Origin of the sequence: Pseudomonas sp. 1 R 17, assembly GCF_900067035.1 — a bacterium.
In the GTDB taxonomy this organism is placed as follows: domain Bacteria; phylum Pseudomonadota; class Gammaproteobacteria; order Pseudomonadales; family Pseudomonadaceae; genus Aquipseudomonas; species Aquipseudomonas marginalis.
This window is the reverse complement of sequence record NZ_FKLB01000063.1, coordinates 50,855-70,024: the sequence shown is the minus strand read 5'-3', so window position 1 is coordinate 70,024 and position 19,170 is coordinate 50,855. Positions and strand designations below refer to the sequence as shown.

Sequence of the window (19,170 nt, the reverse complement as noted above, 5' to 3'; positions counted from 1 at the left end):
CAAAAACCAGCCCGCTACAGGATCACCCCATGAAAACCGCCCTCGTCGAACTTATCAGCAAAATCAGCGCCGGGGTCATGGGCGAGGATGAGGTGGCGCGCATCGCCGAAGAGGCCGCCCAGGCCTACGCCGACCCGGCGGCCTTCCTGGCCGCCAACCCGGATATCAACTACGACGACAGCTTTCCGATCCCGCTGGGGGAGTGGGTGGTGGTCGGCAGCCTGCCGGATACCGTGCTGTTCCAGGCCGATACCTATGGCGACCTGTTTGCGCAGATCGTCGCGTCGTTCGGCCCGGGTGTGGCGTTCAACCTCAAGCCCAAGCAACTGGCCAAGACTGACGGCCTCACCGCCCTGAACCGTATCCAGATCCAGATGAGCGCCCTGAGCCCGGAAGACGGCGGTTATGTGCTGCTCAACTTCAGCCAGTTGCTGGACGACGAGATCCAGGCGGTGCTGGTGTTCGGCAATGACCTGCCGCGCGTGCTGGCGTTGTGCGCCGAAGTCGGCATCCAGGCCGAGCCGTCCCTGGAAGCGCTGAAGGTTGCCGTGCACGTCTGAAATAAAACGGAACCCCGGCCAGGGCTGGCTATCCTACAAGGGCATGCCCTCACTTAGGAGCGACACCATGGGTTCCACTTTCAACGGTCTGATCGGGCTGATCATCCTGGCGCTGGATATCTGGGCGATCATCAATGTGTTCAAAAGCGGCGCAAGCACCGGGGCCAAGGTGTTGTGGATCCTGTTGATCCTGCTGCTGCCGGTACTGGGCCTGATCATCTGGGCTATCGCCGGGCCGCGCGGCAACGTGCGGATCTGACCCCGCACCCTCCTTGTAGCAGCTGCCGAGCCTTGGCGAGGCTGCGTCAGCGGTGTATCAGACACACCGCACACGCAGCCTCGCCAAGGCTCGGCAGCTGCTACGGTACTTGCTCGTTTCTTCGCTGCATTTTGTGTATCGAAATATTCGCTGCACACAATTTTCACATCTTATCCAAGACAATCCGCCGGCTCTATCTTTCCCTGCCAAGGCCCTGCCTCAGGTGCTTTTAAAGGCGGCGCAGCGGTGCTCGTTCAGTAATTAATAGCCTTGATGCCGTTGATCGGGCACCATTCGCGCCACTGCACTACTTCGTCACTAAACTTCCAATGGGTCCTGAAACGACATGGCAAACCCGGACGCCCTGAGTCAGCAGCGAGCTTCTAATCGCCTGCTGCAACCGACCGTCAAATCCCATCTGGCGTACACGCTGCTCTGCGCACTGGTCATGATGGTGATGCTCTCCCTGCTGCGCCTGGCGCTGCTGGTCTACAACCGCGAGATGATCCTCGACACGCCGGCCTCGACCTTCCTTGAAGCGTTCGCCAACGGCCTGCGTTTTGACATCCGCCTGGTGGTCTACCTGCTGATCCCGCTGCTGCTGGCACTGTTCAGCGTACGGGCCATGGCCGCGCGTGGGTTCTTCCGCTTCTGGCTGACCCTTGCGTCCAGCATCGCCCTGTTCCTGGGCTTGATGGAGATGGACTTCTACCGCGAGTTCCACCAGCGCCTCAACGGCCTGGTCTTCCAGTATGTGAAGGAAGACCCGAAAACCGTGATGAGCATGCTCTGGTACGGTTTCCCGGTGGTGCGCTACCTGCTGGCCTGGGCCGTGGGCACGCTGATCCTGAGCATCGCGTTCAAAGGTGCCGACCGCGCCACGCGCCCACGTGGTCCGTTCAGTGGTGGCAGCATCGGCACGCGCCAGGTGGCGCCGTGGTACAGCCGCATCGCGGTGTTCGTGGTATGCCTGCTGATCGCCGTGGTTGCCGCCCGTGGCACCCTGCGCCAGGGCCCGCCGCTGCGTTGGGGTGATGTGTACACCACCGATTCGAACTTCGCCAACCAGTTGGGCCTCAATGGCACCTTGTCGCTGATCGCGGCGGCCAAGGCCCGGTTCGGTGAAGACCGCTCCAATGTCTGGAAGGCGACCCTGGACCAGCCGCTGGCCACCCAGACCGTGCGTGACATGCTGGTGCTGCCACAGGAAAAACTGGTCGATACCGACATCGCCGCCGTGCGCCGCGACTACACGCCGCCGGCCGAGAAGACCCTGCCGATCAAGAACGTGGTCGTGATCCTGATGGAAAGCTTCGCCGGTCACTCGGTAGGCGCCTTGGGGCGTCCCGGCAATATCACGCCGTACTTCGACAAACTCTCCAAGGAAGGCCTGCTGTTCGACCGTTTCTTCTCCAACGGCACCCATACCCACCAGGGTATGTTCGCCACCATGGCCTGCTTCCCGAACCTGCCAGGCTTTGAATACCTGATGCAGACCCCGGAAGGCAGCCACAAGCTGTCGGGCCTGCCGCAGTTGCTCAGCGCCCGTGATTTCAACGACGTGTATGTCTATAACGGCGACTTCGCCTGGGACAACCAGTCGGGCTTCTTCAGCAACCAGGGCATGACCAACTTCATCGGCCGCAACGACTTCGTCGACCCGGTGTTCTCCGACCCGACGTGGGGCGTGTCCGACCAGGACATGTTCAACCGTGGCCTGGAAGAGTTGAAGGCCCGTGAAGGCGGCAAGCCGTTCTACGCACTCCTGCAAACCCTGTCCAACCACACGCCGTACGCATTGCCGACGCCGTTGCCGGTGGAGAAAGTCACTGACCGTGGCAGTCTCAACGAGCATTTGACGGCCATGCGTTACTCGGACTGGGCCCTGGGCCAGTTCTTTGAAAAGGCCCGCAAGGAGCCGTACTTCAAGGAAACCCTGTTCGTGATCGTGGGCGACCATGGCTTCGGCAACGAACAGCAGATCACCGAGATGGACCTGGGTCGCTTCAACGTACCGATGCTGATGATTGCACCGGGTGTGCAGGAGAAGTTCGGCGAGCGTGACCACACCGTGGGCACCCAGATCGACATCGTGCCGACCATCATGGGCCGCCTGGGTGGCGACACCCTGCACCAATGCTGGGGCCGCGACCTGCTGAACCTGCCGGAAGGCGACAAGGGCTTTGGCGTGATCAAGCCATCGGGCAGCGACCAGACCGTGGCCTTGGTCACCGCAGACCGCATTCTGGTACTGCCCAAGGAAATGCCACCGAAGCTGTGGCAATACGAACTGGGCGCCAACCCGAGCGGTAAGGTGATTGCCGAATCGCCGGACGAGGCTGCACTCAAGCAGAAACTCGAAGCGTTCCTGCAAACCGCGACCAAGAGTTTGCTGGATAACACCGCAGGTGTTGTAAACGGTAAGCCGGACTAATTAACCGGCAATAAAAAAGAGGCCTTTTTCAAGGCCTCTTTTTTTTGCTTCGTTATTACCGCGGGGCGGTTATATCCGGCCCAGCAACAACAGGACCAGCAGTACCACCAGCACTACACCGAGGATACCCGACGGGCCATAACCCCAATTACGCGAGTGCGGGAATACCGGCAGGCCGCCGACCAGCAGGAGGATCAAGATAATGATCAGAATGAGGCTCATGGTTTTTTCCTTATTGTCTTTCTGCAAAGACCGGTTGTTTAACGATAGGCCTGCAGAGTTAATTACAGACGCCTTAACTACTCCGACTCTGGTGCTTCGCAGAAAATTCCATGTTTTTTTAAAGCATTTCGATCAGTCGCTTATTTCTTTTAATTCGCGCTCATCCAGCACTTATTAGTTGAAAAACATTGAACTTAGGCGGACGGCAGGTATCCGACCCGGCCCACGGTTTGCCTGGGGCATTCATCACTCTGATGGTGCGTGGGTGCAGGAAAAACCTTCGCTACACTGCCGATCACTTCTTCTGTGAACCACAAGGCTACTTCCTATGCAAAATCGCATGATGATCACTGGCGCCGGGTCCGGCCTGGGTCGTGAAATCGCTCTGCGCTGGGCCCGTGAGGGTTGGCAGTTGGCCTTGTCGGACGTCAGCGAGCCAGGCTTGCAGGACACCCTGAAGCGCGTGCGTGAAGCCGGTGGCGATGGCTTTATCCAGCGCTGCGACGTGCGCGACTACAGCCAGCTCACGGCGTTTGCCCAGGCCTGCGAAGTGAAGCTGGGCGGCATCGATGTGATCGTCAACAACGCCGGCGTAGCCTCGGGCGGCTTCTTTGCCGAGCTATCGCTGGAGGACTGGGACTGGCAGATCGCAATCAACCTGATGGGCGTGGTCAAGGGCTGCAAGGCGTTCCTGCCGCTGCTGGAAAAGAGCAAGGGCCGCATCATCAACATCGCCTCGATGGCGGCCCTGATGCAGGGGCCGGCCATGAGCAACTACAACGTGGCCAAGGCCGGTGTGGTGGCGCTGTCGGAGAGTTTGCTGGTGGAACTCAAGCAGCAGGAAGTCGGCGTGCATGTGGTGTGCCCGTCGTTCTTCCAGACCAACCTGTTGGACTCGTTCCGTGGGCCCACACCGGCGATGAAGGCGCAGGTAGGCAAGCTGTTGGAGAGTTCGCCGATCTCGGCGGCGGACATTGCCGACTACATCTACCAGCGTGTGGCGCAGGGCGAATTCATGATCCTGCCCCATGAGCAGGGGCGGATGGCCTGGGCCCTGAAGCAGAAGAACCCGCAGTTGCTCTATGACGAAATGACCACCATGGCCGACAGGATGCGCGCCAAGGCACAGGCTGTTAAGGGCTGATCAGGCAGTAGTCTGTCAGGCAATTTACCTGCATGGGTAGGCATTGCCTGATTTTGCCGCGAGGCATTGCTGCGCCCACACCCAGCGCGCATGGTCGGGGTCCTGTCATTCAATAAGGACAACCGCCATGCTGGTCTTAAGCCGCGCCGTAGGCGAAATCATCGCCATCGGTGATGACATCACCGTGCGCATTCTCGAGCTGAACGGTAATCAGGTGAAATTTGGTGTTGTTGCGCCCGTCGGGGTGCATGTCCATCGCGCCGAGGTGTACCAAAAGATCCTCAAGCGTCAAACCCCGCAATCCCAGCCCGCCACCAACCCCTGAGTCAGTCGAACAGATGCTTGGGCACATCGTGCTTGAGCATCAACTGGCACTGCTCGCTGTCCGGGTCGAACACAATCAGCGCCTGGCCCTTGGTCAGCGCCTGGCGCACCCGCAGCACGCGGGTTTCCAGGGGCGTGTCGTCACCATTGTCGGTGCCGTCGCGGGTCACGAAGTCTTCGATAAGGCGGGTCAGGGTGTCGACTTCAAGTGCGTCGTAGGGAATCAGCATACAAGCCTCAGATGATGGATCCCGGCGATCCTACTGCGCCGGGACCGCAGTTGCCAGCGTCAGGACTTCTGGCCGACCAGGCTGTCCACCGATGGCACACGCGTGTCGCTCTCCATCTGCGTTTCGTGCTCGATCTGATGGCTGAACCGATCCAGTGAGCCCTGGGCCGGTTGTGCGTCACTGGCGAACACCGGCGGGCTGAGGATATACGCGCCCAACAGCCGGCTCAGTGCTGCCAGGCTGTCGATATGGGTGCGCTCATAACCATGGGTCGCATCGCAACCGAACGCCAGCAGCGCCGTGCGGATGTCGTGGCCGGCCGTCACCGCCGAGTGGGCATCGCTGAAGTAATAGCGGAACAGGTCGCGGCGCACGGGCAAGTCGTTATCCGAAGCCAGGCGCAGCAGGTGGCGGGAGAGGTGATAGTCATACGGCCCGCCGGAATCCTGCATGGCCACACTGACCGCGTGCTCGCTGGAGTGCTGGCCGGGAGCGACCGGGGCGATATCGATACCGACAAATTCACTCACATCCCAGGGCAGGGCCGCCGCAGCGCCGCTGCCGGTTTCCTCGGTGATGGTGAACAGCGGGTGGCAGTCGATCAGCAACGGTTCGCCGCTGTCGACGATGGCCTTGAGCGCAGCCAACAGCGCGGCGACGCCGGCTTTGTCGTCCAGGTGGCGGGCACTGATATGCCCGCTCTCGGTGAACTCGGGCAACGGGTCGAACGCCACATAGTCACCGATGCCGATCCCCAGGGAATCGCAATCGGCGCGGGTGGCGCAATAGGCGTCCAGGCGCAATTCCACGTGGTCCCAGCTCACCGGCATTTCATCCACGGCGGTGTTGAACGCGTGCCCGGAGGCCATCAACGGCAACACGCTGCCACGGATCACCCCGTTGTCGGTAAACAGACTGACGCGGCTGCCTTCGGCAAAGCGGCTTGACCAGCAGCCAACCGGGGCGAGGGTCAGGCGGCCATTGTCCTTGATCGCACGCACGGCGGCGCCAATGGTGTCCAGGTGCGCCGACACCGCGCGGTCGGGGCTGTTTTTCTGGCCCTTGAGGGTGGCGCGAATGGTCCCGCGCCGGGTCATTTCAAACGGGATGCCCAGCTCTTCCAGGCGCTCGGCGACGTAGCGCACGATGGTGTCGGTAAACCCGGTGGGGCTGGGAATGGCGAGCATTTCCAGCAGGACTTTTTGCAGGTAGTTGAGATCCGGTTCGGGGATGGTTCGGGTCATAAAGGTTTCCTTTAGTTGCAAGCTTTGAGCTGCAAGCTTCAAGTTAAAAGCGGTATCTGAGGCTTGCCGGCATTGCTCTAGGCTTGAGGCTTGCAGCTTGTAACTTGAGGCTATCCACTGTGGGGGAATAGCAGGTCCACAAACTTCTCCGCCGTCGGCTGCGGTTCATGGTTGGCCAGGCCGGCCCGTTCGTTGGCTTCGATAAACACGTACTCGGGCTGATCGGCAGCGGCCACCATCAGGTCCAGGCCCACCATGGGGATATCCAGGGCGCGTGCGGCGCGCACGGCGGCGTCCACCAGCGTGGGGTGGAGGATCGCCGTGACGTCTTCCAGGCAACCGCCGGTGTGCAGGTTGGCGGTACGGCGCACGGCCAGGGTCTGGCCCCGGGGCAGGATGCTGCTGTAGTCGTAGCCGGCGGCGTGCAGGGTGCGTTCGGTTTCTGCATCCACGGGGATTTTGCTTTCGCCGTCGGTGGCCGCCTGACGGCGTCGGCTCTGGGCTTCGATCAGCGCGCCGATGGAATGCTGGCCGTCACCGGTCACTTCGGCGGGGCGGCGGATCGCGGCGGCGACCACCTCGAAACCGATCACCAGGATGCGCAGGTCCAGGCCTTCGTGAAAGCTTTCGAGCAATACGCGGCTGTCGAACTGCCGCGCCGCTTCGATCGCCTGCTGCACCTCTTCGATGCTCTGCAGATCCACCGCCACGCCCTGGCCTTGCTCGCCATCGAGCGGCTTGACCACGACGCGCTGGTGTTCGTCGAGGAACTCCAGATTGTCATCGGCGCTGCCCGCCAGTTGTTGCGCAGGCAGTTTCAAGCCCGCCGCTTTCAACACCTTGTGGGTGAGGCTCTTGTCCTGGCACAGGGTCATGCTGATCGCGCTGGTCAGGTCGCTCAGCGACTCGCGGCAGCGCACGCGGCGGCCACCATGGCTGAGGGTGAACAAACCGGCATCGGCGTCATCCACCTGCACATCGATGCCGCGTCGATGGGCCTCTTCGACAATGATCCGCGCATACGGGTTGAACCCCGCCTGCGGGCCGGGGCCGAGGAACAGCGGTTGGTTGATACCGTTCTTGCGCTTGATCGCAAAGGTGGTCAGCGCACGGAAGCCGAGCTTGGCGTAGAGGTTCTTGGCCTGGCGATTATCGTGCAGCACAGACAGGTCGAGATAGCTCAGGCCACGGCTCATAAAGTGCTCCACCAAGTGGCGTACCAACACTTCGCCCACGCCGGGGCGTGTGCACAGCGGGTCGACCGCCAGGCACCACAGGCTGCAACCGTTTTCCGGGTCGTGGAAGGCTTTCTGGTGATTGAGGCCCATCACGCTGCCGATCACCGCGCCACTGTCTTCGTCCTCGGCCAGCCAGTACACCGGGCCGCCTTCATGGCGCGGTGTCAGGCGTTCGGCGTCGACCGGCAGCATGCCGCGGCCTTGATACAACTGGTTGACCGCCAGCCAATCGGCCTCGCTCTGCACCCGGCGAATGCGGAAACCGCGAAACACGCGGGTGGACGGGCGATAGTCGCTGAACCACAGGCGCAGGGTGTCGGATGGGTCGAGGAACAACTGCTGCGGATCAATCCCGAGGATCTGCTGGGGCGCGGCCACATACAGCGCGATATCGCGCTCGCCGGGCTGTTCGTTGAGCAGCTCCTGGGCCAGGCTGGCCGGGTCCGGGAAGGTATGGCCGATCAATAGCCGGCCCCAGCCGCAATGCACCGCAATCGGCTCGGCGGCCAGCGGGCTGCCATCTTCGGCCAGGCGCGCTTGCAGGCGCTCGTAGGTCGGCGCCTGGCCCTTTAACAAGCGTTGGCTGTAAGCCGCTGCATGGGGTTTCATCAATCAGATTCCTTGTTCGCTGAGCCACAGGTTCAACGCGGCCAGTTGCCACAGCTTCGAGCCGCGCAACGGGGTCAATTGACCTTGCGGGTCGGTGAGCAGGCGGTCGAGCATGGCCGGGTTGAACAGGCCGCGATCCTGGCTTGGGTCCAGCAGCAGTTCGCGCACCCAATTCAGGGTGTCGCCCTGCAAATGCTTGAGGCCCGGCACCGGGAAGTAGCCTTTCTTACGGTCGATGACTTCGCTCGGAATCACCCGGCGCGCGGCCTCTTTCAACACTTGCTTGCCACCGTCGGGCAATTTGAATTTGCCCGGCACGCGCGCCGACAGTTCCACCAGGCGGTAGTCGAGGAACGGCGTGCGCGCTTCCAGGCCCCAGGCCATGGTCATGTTGTCGACGCGTTTGACCGGGTCATCCACCAGCATCACCGTGCTGTCCAGGCGCAGGGCCTTGTCCACGGCGGCGTCCGCGCCGGGCATCGCAAAATGCTCGCGCACGAAGTCGCCGGCGGCGTCGTTGGCGGTCAGCCATTTCGGTGCGACGGTGGCGGCGTAGTCATCGTAGCTGCGGTCGAAGAACGCCTCGCGGTAGGCGGCATACGGGTCGCTGGCGCCATCCACCTGCGGGTACCAGTGGTAACCGGCGAACAGCTCATCGGCGCCCTGGCCGCTCTGCACCACCTTGCAATGCTTGGCCACTTCCCGCGACAGCAGGTAGAAGGCGATGCAGTCATGGCTGACCATCGGCTCGCTCATGGCGCGGAACGCCGCCGGCAGTTGTTCGATGATCTCGCTTTCGGCAATGCGCAGTTGGTGGTGACGGGTGCCGTAGTGCTTGGCGATCAGGTCCGAATACTGGAACTCGTCGCCGCGCTCGCCGCCGGCGTCTTCAAAGCCGATGGAGAAAGTCGACAGGTCCTGCACGCCGACTTCACGCAGCAGGCCGACGAGCATGCTCGAGTCGACGCCGCCGGAGAGCAGCACACCGACATCCACGGCCGCCCGTTGACGAATGGCCACGGCTTCGCGGGTGCTGTCCAACACGCGGTCGGTCCAGTCTTCCAGGCTCAGGTTTTTTTCATCTTCATGGGGGCCGTAGGGCAGCGTCCACCAGGTTTTCTGCTCGGTGTTGCCTTCGGCATCGATGCGCATCCAGGAGGCCGGCGGCAGTTTTTCAAGGCCCGCCAGCAGCGTGCGCGGAGCGGGCACGACGGCATGGAAATTCAAGTAGTGATTGAGCGCCACCGGATCGAGGATCGGGTTGATATCACCGCCCTTGAGCAGCGCCGGCAGGGCCGAGGCAAAGCGCAGGCGCTGACCGGTGCGCGACAGGTACAACGGCTTCACGCCGAGACGGTCACGGGCGATGAACAGGCGCTGGGCATCGCGCTCCCAGACGGCAAAGGCAAACATGCCGTTGAGCTTGGGCAGCAGTGCTTCGCCCCAGGCGTGGTAACCCTTGAGCAGCACTTCGGTGTCGCCGCCGGAATAGAAGGCGTAACCCAGGGCTTCAAGCTCCTGGCGCAATTCCGGGAAGTTGTAGATCGCGCCGTTGAATGCCAGGGACAGGCCCAGTTGGGCGTCGACCACCGGTTGGGCGGAGCCGTCCGACAGGTCCATGATTTTCAGGCGTCGATGGCCCAGGGCAATCGGCCCTTGGGCATGGAAGCCCCACGCGTCAGGGCCGCGGGGTGCCAAGTGATGGGTAATTCGCTCCACCGCTGCGAGGTCCGCAGGTTGGTGATCGAAACGTAACTCGCCAGCTAATCCGCACATAGGTTCCTTACCGGTTTTTCCGTTGGGGAGGGATAGAAAGACCCGCACCAAAATGGCGGGTACCTAGGGACTGACCCGAGGCTATACGCGGAGTTTTAGATCAATAAGTTATATGGCAAACCGCCGCCCCCCATTCGGAACACCCCTGCAGCCTGTGCGGCGTGGGTGAAAGGGGCGGTAATTAAGTCGAGGCGAGATGCAAAAAATCGACGCTTGCGTGGGCTGAACCTGCAGCTATTTGAACCCTTTTGCGCAGTCGCAGCGCTTATCGTCTGGCGTCATTGTTCAACGCGATAAAGGAACATTGCGAATGACGCAAACCACTGATTTGACCCAGGCGCTCGAGCCGGTGCCCCACGACCAATTGATGGCGGCGCTGCTGAATATCACCGGCGACCTGGATAAAGCGCAGGTCTTGCATGGCACGCTGCCGGCCTGGTTGGTCAAGGCTGACTCCCACGTATTGCAGGCCATCGAGCAGGCGTATGCCGACAGCGAGCGCCCCCGTGAAACCCTGCACCGGGTGCTGAACCGTCTGCAACCGCTGGATAAATTCTGTGCCGAACGGCTCAAGGCTTTCCTGGACGGCAAGGGGCATGGGGGCCTCGACATCGAAAACGACACCCTGGAAATCCCCCGGCGCTCGTTCAGCGGTGTCAGCCAGGACCTGGGCGGCCAGGTGGTCGAGACCGTTACCCTGGAGAAGCACAGCCTGCTGCAAGCGGCCATGCAGAATTTCTCCCAGGCGGCTGCCGAGCCTGGCGGCTCGCCGACCACTGCCGTGGTGCGCATCGGCCCCAGGCGCCGAATTGCGCAAACCCTCAGCGCTCAGGCCTTTATCGGCTACTGCCGCGAGCTGAACCTGGGAGAGGCCTATCAGACCCATGTGCGCGAAGTGTTCAACCTGGTGGCGCCCGACCAGGACTTCAATCCTTCGGTGACGCAGGTCGGCCAATCCCGTTGCGTGGACATGCAGATCGACCTGCATCTGGCCCATGCCAAGGGCGATATCGATGCACCGACCCGCGCGTTGCTGCTGGGCCTGGCCAAGGCGGATATGCCCGCCGGTGACATCCGGCAATTGTGGTTCAACCAGCAGCCGCTGACCTGGCAAGGCCTGAACATCGACGGCGCCTGCCTGTGGGGGGTATTGGTGTTTTCCAGTGCATCGGCCGAAGGGTTCTCCAGCGGCCCGATCGTGGTGTATATGCCCAACGAGCCCGTGCGGCCGTGGTACCGCTATGAATCACTGGAGCATTTCAAGCTCTACCTCACCCTCAAGCTTCACGTCAGTACCTATCGTGATTTCTTCAAGGGTTACCTGGACGAGTCCGAGCGTTTCGGTTTTTTCGAGCGTTTTGACCAGGAGGCCATCGTCGTGCGGGTGGCGCCGCTCCCGGTCACAGACAAGTTGTCGACATTCTTTTTCAATGCCTGCGTTGGCAAGATCCAGCTGGATGCGCAGGTATTGGCGGTTCCCAATGCCCAAGCCGATGACGACGCGCGTCGCAAGCGTATCCAGGATTACCTGGATGTCGGCTTGACGGTGCTCAACGTCGCCGGGTTCGTGGTACCGGTGGTGGGCCAACTGATGACCGGTGTGGCCATTGGGCAATTGCTTGGCGAGATGTTCGAGGGGGTGGATGACTGGCTGCACCATGACAAGCTCGGCGCCCTCAGGCACCTGACGAACATCGCGGAAAACCTCGCTGCCATGGCGTTGTTCGCCGCGGGTACAAAAGTCGTGGGCCGGCTGTGGCGAACCACACCGTCGGCGGCGGGGTTCTACGACAGCCTCGAAGCCGTGCGGCTGCCCGACACGTCCACGCGCTTGTGGCGCAGTCGTACCGAGCCGTATCGTCACACCGTCTCGCTCGAAGGCACAGTGGCCAGCCCGCGTGGGGTCTATCAGCTCAATGGCCAGTCCTACGTGAATGTCGACGGCGCGCTGTATTCGATTGTCTTTGACGCCCGCACCGGGCGCTGGCGAGCCCGGCATCCGCAGCGGGATTCGGCCTATCGGCCACCCTTGACCCACAACTACCAGGGCGGCTGGCAGTTCTCGTTCGAGCAGGCGGATGAATGGCGCAGCCCTGACTATATCCTGAGGCGGCTGGACCCCAGTCTCAGCGCCTTACCGGCCGGACACCTGCAGGAGATCGCCGCTATCACCGGCTCGACCTTACCGCGCTTGCAGCAACTGGCCAGGCAGAACCTGCCGCTGCCGGAGCGGCTGCGCGACTGTGCGCTGCGGTTCAAGCTGAACCAGGGGGTTCGCGACCTGATCTGGCAAATGGAGCATCAAGCACCGCTCGATGCGGCCACCACCCGTGTGCAGATGCTGGCCCTGCCACTGATGGACGGGTGGCCCCGTGGGCGTTTTTTCGAACTGCTCGACGACGAGGGCTACCTGCTTGAGCGCCATCCAGACACCGCGCCGTTCGATTACGAGGACTTGAGCATCCACCTCACCACGCAACAACTGCGGAACGGACAGATCCTGCCTACCCTGCTGGCCGCACTCGATTCCGAAGAAACCGCGCAATTGCTCGGCGGCACCTTCCACGCCGATGAAGCGCAAGCGGTACTGGCGCGGCGTCTCACCGCCTCGCTCAAGACCACGCATCAGGCGGTCTATGAGCGGCTGCGCATGGATGCCGATTTCATCGATCAGACCGATCACGGCCAGCTCAAGCAGCGCTTGCCGCAATTGCCGATCCGGGTGGCCTGGGAGGTCATGACCCAGGCCTCCACGGCCGAGCGCTGGCACTTGCGCCATACCGGGCGTGTGCCGCTGCGGGTCAGCCAGTGGGCCCGGGAAGCCCTGGAAGCGTTGGAGGAAGACGACGCGCTGGCCGGCCTGTATTTGCCGGAGCTGGCCACCGATGTGACACGGCGCGTGGCCACCGGCTTGCTGCAACGGGTTCCAGGCTGGCCCGAGGATCTGTTCTTGCAGGTGCGCCGCGAAAGCGTACAGGGCGCTGTCCTGGGACAGGTGGGCGACCCAGGCGCTGATATCAGTCGTTTCGTGGTGCAGTCGGCCAAGGGCTTTCGCGCCTACGATGGGCAAGGTAAGGCCTTGGGCGCGCTGGCCGGCGGGCCGGAAGGTTTCTACGAGGCGTTGCTCAACAGTTTGTCTGCCGCCCAACTCGACGCGCTGCGCCTGACCGCGAGCGGCAGGGCCAGCCAGTTGCGGCATGCATTGATTGGCAAGGCCCAGGATGAACGCAATCGCATCGGCCGTTACTTATGGCCCGAGCGCGCGGTACCCGAGGAGCCGGCCCTGTCGTGTGTGCAAGGCTCGCCGCCTGCGCTGCCTCCACAGCCTGCGGGCCTGATGCGCAAAGCTCGCAAACTCTTCCCGTTATTCGATGACCGGCGCCTGTCGACCTTCCTGCAGGACTTGGGCACCGATCACCTGTCCCGGGCCAAAGCCGTGCGCACCCTTGAGCAGCACTATGAGGCACTGCAGCGGGCGCTGAGGCTGTGGGCCAAGGGCAAACCGGCGCAGCCACACTCGGACGTCGCGCTGCAAGACTACCGCCTGGCTCGACACCAGGCCGCACGGGCCATCGAGCGCAGTTGGCAATATGCGTCGCTGGCGCCGGATGAACACCATCGGCAAGTGCCGAGCCTGTCCCTGGACGGCATGGCCATCGGGGCGTTGCCGACCTTGCCGGCGCACGTGCAGTTCGAGCATGTCCGGCAATTGTCGTTGAAACGCATGGGGCTCAACGATGACGTCGCGTATTTCCTCAAGCACTTCAAGGGGCTGCGCAGCCTGGAGTTGAACGGTAATCGGCTGACGCGGCTGCCGGAAGTGCTCCAGCACATGCCGTGGCTCAGGCAGCTGTACATGGCCGATAACCACCTGCAACTGACCGAGTACACCCGCACCAAACTTGCGGACCTGAAGAGCCTGGTCGTGCTCGACCTGAGCAACAATCCCCTGGTGGACCCGCCGGTCGTCAACAAGATGTTCGAGTTGCGCAACCTGATGCTGCGCAACTGCCGGCTGACCAGTCTGCCCACCGGCTTTACCCGCGTTCCGTACCTGGAGCAACTCGACCTGCGGGACAATGACATCGCCAGTTTGCCGGCATGGTTGTTCAATGCGCCGCGCGAGCACACCGAAGTCATCAATGTGCGGCATAACCCTTTGGACGCCAGCACTCGTCAGGCCTTGAACCGTTACCGGGACACCATCGGCGTGGGCATGGGCTTCGTGGAGGATGACATTGCGCGACTCAACGAGCAGACCGCACGTGAGCTGTGGCTGGGCGATGAGCGCGCGACGCACTTCGCCGAAAAGGCCGAGACCTGGCTGGGGCTCAAGGATGAACCCGGCTCCGACGGCCTGTTCAAATTATTGGCCGGCCTGGGCGGAGCCGCCGACACCAGCCACGTGCGCGAGGACATGAACCGCCGCATCTGGCGCGTGCTGGATGCCGCCGCAGCCGATACCCGACTGCGTGCCGAGGTCTTCGAGCGCGCGGCCACGCCGTTGAACTGTGATGACGCCGCTGCCGTGAGCTTCAGTAGCCTGGAGGTGCTGGTTGAAATCCACGAGGCCGCGCAGCGGGTGGAGGGCGGCAGGGTCACGGCCAAGCCGCTGCTCAGGTTGGCCAGGGGCTTGTTTCGCCTCGACCGCCTGGAGTCCATGGCCAGCCGGCACAGCGCCGAGCATCCGACGCTCGATCCGCTGGAGGTCAGCCTGGCTTATCGCACCGGGCTGGTGGAGCGCTTTCATTTGCCCGGGCAGCCCCGGCATATGCGCTTCGCCAGCCTGGCTGGGGTAACCGAGCATATGCTGGAGGTTGCCGAAGCGCAGTTGAAGGAGGCCGAGCTTTCCCCGCAACTGCTGAACTATATGGTGAAGCTGCCATTCTGGAGCAGTTACCTGAGGCGCACCCATGGCGGTTCGTTCGACACCCTGACCCAGCCCTTTGGCGAGCGCATGGAAGCGGTGTGGGCGCAAAGGGAAAGCTTGGGTGACGCTGACTATCACACCCAGATGGGCGCGATCCAGCGCGCGCGGGAAAGCGCCGAGCTCGTCGAGCTCAAACGCCTGACCCAGGAGGCGTTGAGGTTCGATGCGCTGGGCACCTGCGAATTGTCCCCGGCGGGTTGAAGCGCCGCCTACGGGGTCGTTTTTGCAACGTTGCTGCGAATCAACCCGCGCACCGCAAAGCGATTCGGGTGACAGGCCTCGGCCACGCTGCGGGGCAGGGGCAGCGGTTCGTTGTCCAGCCATGCCGCCAGCAACTCGCCGGACAGCGGCGCGGTGATCAGGCCCCGGGAGCCGTGGCCGCTGTTGATGTACAGGCCGTCCAGCCACGGGCAAGTGGCCTGTGGCGTGTGGCGGGCATCTTTGCGCAGCACGTCGTAGGCCTGGGCGAATGCCAGGCTGTCGGCCAGCGGCCCGACAATCGGCAAGTAGTCCGGGCTGGTGCAGCGGAAGGCGGCGCGGCCCTCCAGGGTCTCTGCGGCAAGGTCGGCGGCGTGCAGGCGCTGGGCCAGGTCCGGGGAAATCTCTTGCAGCAGCTCAAGGTTACCGGCGTGCTCGGCGGCGGTAGGGGTGAGGTCATCGTTGTTGAAATCAAAGCTGGCCCCCAGGGTGTGTTCGCCCAGGCGAGCCGGCGCCACGTAGCCCTCGGCACACACCACCGTGGCCAGGGCCTGGCTGGCGGCGGTCTGGGGCAGGCGGGTGATCTGCCCGCGAATCCGCTTGAGGGGCAACTCGGCGCCGGCGGCAAATCGTTTGACCTCAGCGGCCCCGGCCAGCACCACCACGGGGGCGCTGGCCAGCAGCCGATCACCGTCCCAGGCCTGCCAGTGGCCGTCGACTTTGCGCAGGTCCAGCACCTCATGATGGGCCAGCACCTCGATACCTGGCTGGCGCGCCTGCCATTGGCACAGCGCGGGGGGATGCACCCAGCCGCCGTCGGGGAAAAACAGCCCGCCCTGTTCCAGGCCCACCCCGGCGCGAGCCTGGGCTTGAGCCTTATCCAGCAGATGCAGCAGCTGCGGGGCGAATGCCTGGGCCAGTTGCGCCTGGCGTTCGGCCTCCTTGGCATTGAAGGCCAGTTGCAGCACGCCGCAGCCGTCCCAATCCACGCCGCGTTGCAGGTGCTCCAGCAGGCGCCGGGTGTACCCGAACCCGCTGACGATCATCTGCGACAACGCCGTGCCGTGTGCCGACAGCTTGAGATAAAGCACCCCTTGCGGATTGCCGGAGGCCTCCTGGGCGAGGCCGCCATGGCGCTCCAACAGGCTGACCTGCCAACCCCGCGCCGCCAGGCTGGCCGCGCTGGCGCAGCCGGCCAGGCCGCCGCCGATCACCAGGGCGTGGCGCTCGCCAGTGGGCATGGTCGGGCGGGCGAACCAGGGTTTGGCGGCGGCCGGTGCCGGCGTGTCGGTCGGCCAGCCGAGAAACTCCCCGCGCAGGATTTCCCACTTGTGGCCGATGCCCGGCGTACGCTTCATCTTGAAGCCTGCGGCGTTGATCAGGCGGCGCACCCAGCCGGTGCTGGTGAAGGTGCTGATGGTCGAGCCCGGGGCCGCCAGGCGTGCCAGCTCGGCAAACAGTTCGGCGCTCCACATCTCGGGGTTTTTCGCCGGGGCGAAGCCGTCGAGAAACCACGCGTCGATCTGCGCATCCAGTTGCGGCAACTGTTCCAGGGCATCGCCGATCAGCAGCGTGAGGGTGACGCGGCCGTTGTCCAGCACCAGGCGCTGGAAGCCTTGGTGGATGGCGATGTAGTGCGCCAGCAGTTGCTCGGCGAACGGCGCCAGCTCGGGCCAGAGGGCGAGGGCGCGTTGCAGGTCGGCGTGGCTCAGGGGGTACTTTTCCACGCTGACAAAATGCAGGCGCGCACCGGCCACGGCGTGTTGCTCGAACAACTGCCAGGTACAGAGGAAATTCAGGCCGGTGCCGAAGCCGGTTTCGCCAATCACCAGACGCCCGCCCGCCGGCAGGGCGGCGAAGCGCTCCTGCAAGCGGTTCTGTTGCAGGAACACATAGCGGGTTTCGTCCAGGCCCGATTGGTCGGAGAAATACACGTCGTCGAACACCCGCGAGTGCGGGCGACCTTGATCATCCCAGTCGAGCTGGGCGTGGGTTACGGGGTTCATGGGCGGCTCGGTAAAGGCAAGGCGGCCATTCTAGCCGATCAACAGGCTTTGAATTGACCCACGGCAAGCCCCGGTGGAATTTCCTCCCGCGCGTTGTTGCCCAATCCGCTAGTCTTGCTCACTTCTGGAACGGAGCCGCCCATGTTCGAATCTGCCGAAATCGGTCACGCCATCGACAAAGACACCTTTGAGGCCGAAGTGCCCGCCCTGCGCGAGGCTTTGCTGGAGGTGCAGTACGAGTTGCAACAGCAAAAGCGCTTCCCGGTGATCATCCTGATCAACGGCATCGAAGGCGCCGGTAAAGGTGAGACGGTCAAACTGCTGAATGAATGGATGGACCCGCGCCTGATCGAGGTGCGCACCTTCGACCAGCAGACCGACGAAGAACTGGCCCGCCCCCCGGCCTGGCGCTACTGGCGCCAACTGCCTGCCAAAGGCCGCATGGGCATTTTTTTCGGCAACTGGTACAGCCAGATGCTGCAAGGCCGGGTGCACGGCGAGATCAAGGATGCGCGGCTCGACCAGGCCATCGCCGGCGCCGAGCGCCTGGAGAAGATGCTCTGCGATGAAGGCGCGCTGATCTTCAAGTTCTGGTTCCACCTGTCCAAGAAGCAAATGAAGGCACGGCTCAAGGCCCTGGCCGACGACCCGTTGCACAGTTGGCGCATCAGCCCGCTGGACTGGCAGCAATCCGAGACCTACGACAAGTTCGTGCATTTCGGCGAGCGCATCCTGCGCCGTACCAGCCGCGATTACGCGCCCTGGCATGTGATTGAAGGCGTCGACGCCAACTACCGCAGCCTCACCGTGGGCAAGATCCTGCTCGAAGGCCTGCAGAATGCCCTGAAGCTGCCCAAGGGCAAGGCCAGCGGGATGAACCCGGCGCCGTTGCCCTCGGCCATCGACCAGATGAGCCTGCTCAACAGCCTCGACATGACCTTGAGCCTGGACAAGGACGATTACGAAGAACAGCTGATTACCGAGCAGGCGCGCTTCTCCGGCCTGATGCGCGACAAACGCATGCGCAAGCACGCGCTGGTGACGGTCTTCGAAGGTAACGACGCGGCGGGCAAGGGCGGGGCGATCCGTCGGGTGGCGGCCGCGCTCGACCCGCGCCAGTACCACATCGTGCCGATTGCCGCGCCCACCGAGGATGAACGGGCCCAGCCGTACCTGTGGCGGTTCTGGCAGAAGATCCCGGCGCGGGGCAAATTCACCGTGTTCGACCGCTCGTGGTACGGCCGCGTGCTGGTGGAGCGTATCGAGGGCTTCTGCACCACGGCCGACTGGATGCGCGCCTATGGCGAGATCAATGACTTCGAGGAGCAACTGCGCGACGCCGGTGTGATCGTGGTCAAGTTCTGGCTGGCCATCGACAAGCAGACCCAACTGGAACGCTTCCAGGCCCGTGAGGAAATCCCTTTCAAGCGCTTCAAGATCACCGAAGACGACTGGCGCAACCGCGACAAATGGGACGACTACCGCGCCGCCGTGGGCGATATGGTCGACCGCACCAGCACCGAGGTTTCGCCGTGGACGCTGGTGGAGGCCAACGACAAGCGCTGGGCGCGGGTCAAGGTGTTGCGCACCATCAACCTTGCCCTGGAGGAAGCGTTCGCCAAGTCCGACAAGCACGACAAGAAGAAAAAGAAATAACCACTGGCCTGGTGTTGTTCAGGATGCAGCCCTCTGTGGTGAGCGGGCGTGCTGTGGTGAGTGGGCCGGTTGTGGTGAGCGGGCCTGTTTTGGTGAGCAGGCTTGTTGTGGTGAGCGGGCCTGTTTTGGTGAATGGGCCTGTTGTGGTGAGCGGGCTTGCCCCGCGCTGGGCTGCGAAGCGGCCCTGACCAAGGCGCCGCGTTATTTCAGGCAGACCTTATTGGCTGGTTTTGGGGCCGCTTCGCAGCCCAGCGCGGGGCAAGCCCGCTCACCACAACAAGCCCGCTCACCACAACAAGCTCGTTTGCCACTACAAGCCTGCTTGCCACGATAAGCTCGC

The 19,170-nt window shown here is 63.1% G+C and carries 13 protein-coding genes; 7 read left to right on the top strand and 6 right to left on the bottom strand.

Annotated features, from left to right (window positions below; all coding sequences use genetic code 11):
- The first annotated feature begins 29 nt into the window (after positions 1-29).
- The 3 genes from BFP99_RS26425 (at position 30) to BFP99_RS26415 (ending at position 3,253) form a co-directional block, all read left to right on the top strand.
- The gene (locus tag BFP99_RS26425; RefSeq protein ID WP_065948604.1) at positions 30-560 is read left to right on the top strand and encodes a hypothetical protein; all 531 of its coding nucleotides are present in this window, start codon (positions 30-32) and stop codon (positions 558-560) included.
- A 67-nt stretch (positions 561-627) separates the two neighbouring features.
- A complete protein-coding gene (locus BFP99_RS26420; RefSeq protein WP_003172956.1) occupies positions 628-819 on the top strand; it encodes a PLDc N-terminal domain-containing protein in 192 nt (63 codons plus the stop codon).
- A 346-nt stretch (positions 820-1,165) separates the two neighbouring features.
- Positions 1,166-3,253, top strand: coding sequence for an LTA synthase family protein (locus BFP99_RS26415; RefSeq protein ID WP_065926624.1), 2,088 nt, complete (start codon positions 1,166-1,168; stop codon positions 3,251-3,253).
- 69 nt (positions 3,254-3,322) lie between these two features.
- Here the strand turns inward: BFP99_RS26415 and BFP99_RS26410 are convergent, their stop codons facing one another.
- Entirely contained in the window at positions 3,323-3,475 is a 153-nt protein-coding gene (locus BFP99_RS26410) for a DUF3309 family protein (RefSeq protein ID WP_015885095.1), read from the bottom strand.
- Positions 3,476-3,803: 328 nt separating this feature from the next.
- Here BFP99_RS26410 and BFP99_RS26405 point away from each other — a divergent pair, with 328 nt between their 5' ends.
- Both BFP99_RS26405 and csrA read left to right on the top strand, forming a co-directional pair.
- Positions 3,804-4,619 (top strand): SDR family oxidoreductase, encoded by an 816-nt coding sequence (locus BFP99_RS26405; protein WP_027603948.1) that lies wholly within the window; start codon positions 3,804-3,806, stop codon positions 4,617-4,619.
- A gap of 127 nt (positions 4,620-4,746) precedes the next feature.
- Entirely contained in the window at positions 4,747-4,944 is a 198-nt protein-coding gene (gene csrA, locus BFP99_RS26400; RefSeq protein WP_065926626.1) for a carbon storage regulator CsrA, read from the top strand.
- Position 4,945: 1 nt separating this feature from the next.
- Here csrA and BFP99_RS26395 read toward each other — a convergent pair whose 3' ends face one another.
- From BFP99_RS26395 to BFP99_RS26380, 4 genes are all read right to left on the bottom strand, one after another.
- Positions 4,946-5,173: a YheU family protein gene (locus BFP99_RS26395; RefSeq protein WP_003236706.1), complete on the bottom strand. Its 228-nt coding sequence runs from the start codon at positions 5,171-5,173 to the stop codon at positions 4,946-4,948.
- Between the two features lie 59 nt (positions 5,174-5,232).
- Positions 5,233-6,417, bottom strand: a complete 1,185-nt coding sequence (locus BFP99_RS26390) for an osmoprotectant NAGGN system M42 family peptidase (protein WP_065926627.1) — start codon at positions 6,415-6,417, stop codon at positions 5,233-5,235.
- A 110-nt stretch (positions 6,418-6,527) separates the two neighbouring features.
- A complete protein-coding gene (ngg, locus tag BFP99_RS26385; RefSeq protein ID WP_065926628.1) occupies positions 6,528-8,264 on the bottom strand; it encodes an N-acetylglutaminylglutamine synthetase in 1,737 nt (578 codons plus the stop codon).
- A gap of 3 nt (positions 8,265-8,267) precedes the next feature.
- Positions 8,268-10,040 (bottom strand): N-acetylglutaminylglutamine amidotransferase, encoded by a 1,773-nt coding sequence (locus tag BFP99_RS26380; RefSeq protein WP_065948603.1) that lies wholly within the window; start codon positions 10,038-10,040, stop codon positions 8,268-8,270.
- Between the two features lie 310 nt (positions 10,041-10,350).
- Here BFP99_RS26380 and BFP99_RS26375 point away from each other — a divergent pair, with 310 nt between their 5' ends.
- Positions 10,351-15,171, top strand: coding sequence for an NEL-type E3 ubiquitin ligase domain-containing protein (locus tag BFP99_RS26375; protein ID WP_065948602.1), 4,821 nt, complete (start codon positions 10,351-10,353; stop codon positions 15,169-15,171).
- A gap of 8 nt (positions 15,172-15,179) precedes the next feature.
- Here BFP99_RS26375 and mnmC read toward each other — a convergent pair whose 3' ends face one another.
- Positions 15,180-17,174 (bottom strand): bifunctional tRNA (5-methylaminomethyl-2-thiouridine)(34)-methyltransferase MnmD/FAD-dependent 5-carboxymethylaminomethyl-2-thiouridine(34) oxidoreductase MnmC, encoded by a 1,995-nt coding sequence (mnmC, locus tag BFP99_RS26370; RefSeq protein ID WP_065948601.1) that lies wholly within the window; start codon positions 17,172-17,174, stop codon positions 15,180-15,182.
- A gap of 141 nt (positions 17,175-17,315) precedes the next feature.
- Here mnmC and pap point away from each other — a divergent pair, with 141 nt between their 5' ends.
- Positions 17,316-18,830 carry a polyphosphate:AMP phosphotransferase gene (gene pap, locus BFP99_RS26365; RefSeq protein WP_065923921.1) on the top strand — a complete coding sequence of 505 codons (1,515 nt, stop codon included), beginning with the start codon at positions 17,316-17,318 and terminating at the stop codon, positions 18,828-18,830.
- The last annotated feature ends 340 nt before the right edge of the window (positions 18,831-19,170 follow it).

What these genes read in the sequence shown, in the direction of transcription:
- pap (WP_065923921.1), top strand. Translation starts at nt 17,316, where the DNA reads ATGTTCGAATCTGCCGAAATCGGTCACGCCATCGACAAAGACACCTTT.
- BFP99_RS26410 (WP_015885095.1), bottom strand. Translation starts at nt 3,475, where the DNA reads ATGAGCCTCATTCTGATCATTATCTTGATCCTCCTGCTGGTCGGCGGC.
- BFP99_RS26425 (WP_065948604.1), top strand. Translation starts at nt 30, where the DNA reads ATGAAAACCGCCCTCGTCGAACTTATCAGCAAAATCAGCGCCGGGGTC.
- ngg (WP_065926628.1), bottom strand. Translation starts at nt 8,264, where the DNA reads ATGAAACCCCATGCAGCGGCTTACAGCCAACGCTTGTTAAAGGGCCAG.
- BFP99_RS26375 (WP_065948602.1), top strand. Translation starts at nt 10,351, where the DNA reads ATGACGCAAACCACTGATTTGACCCAGGCGCTCGAGCCGGTGCCCCAC.
- BFP99_RS26395 (WP_003236706.1), bottom strand. Translation starts at nt 5,173, where the DNA reads ATGCTGATTCCCTACGACGCACTTGAAGTCGACACCCTGACCCGCCTT.
- BFP99_RS26420 (WP_003172956.1), top strand. Translation starts at nt 628, where the DNA reads ATGGGTTCCACTTTCAACGGTCTGATCGGGCTGATCATCCTGGCGCTG.
- mnmC (WP_065948601.1), bottom strand. Translation starts at nt 17,174, where the DNA reads ATGAACCCCGTAACCCACGCCCAGCTCGACTGGGATGATCAAGGTCGC.
- BFP99_RS26405 (WP_027603948.1), top strand. Translation starts at nt 3,804, where the DNA reads ATGCAAAATCGCATGATGATCACTGGCGCCGGGTCCGGCCTGGGTCGT.
- BFP99_RS26380 (WP_065948603.1), bottom strand. Translation starts at nt 10,040, where the DNA reads ATGTGCGGATTAGCTGGCGAGTTACGTTTCGATCACCAACCTGCGGAC.
- BFP99_RS26390 (WP_065926627.1), bottom strand. Translation starts at nt 6,417, where the DNA reads ATGACCCGAACCATCCCCGAACCGGATCTCAACTACCTGCAAAAAGTC.
- BFP99_RS26415 (WP_065926624.1), top strand. Translation starts at nt 1,166, where the DNA reads ATGGCAAACCCGGACGCCCTGAGTCAGCAGCGAGCTTCTAATCGCCTG.
- csrA (WP_065926626.1), top strand. Translation starts at nt 4,747, where the DNA reads ATGCTGGTCTTAAGCCGCGCCGTAGGCGAAATCATCGCCATCGGTGAT.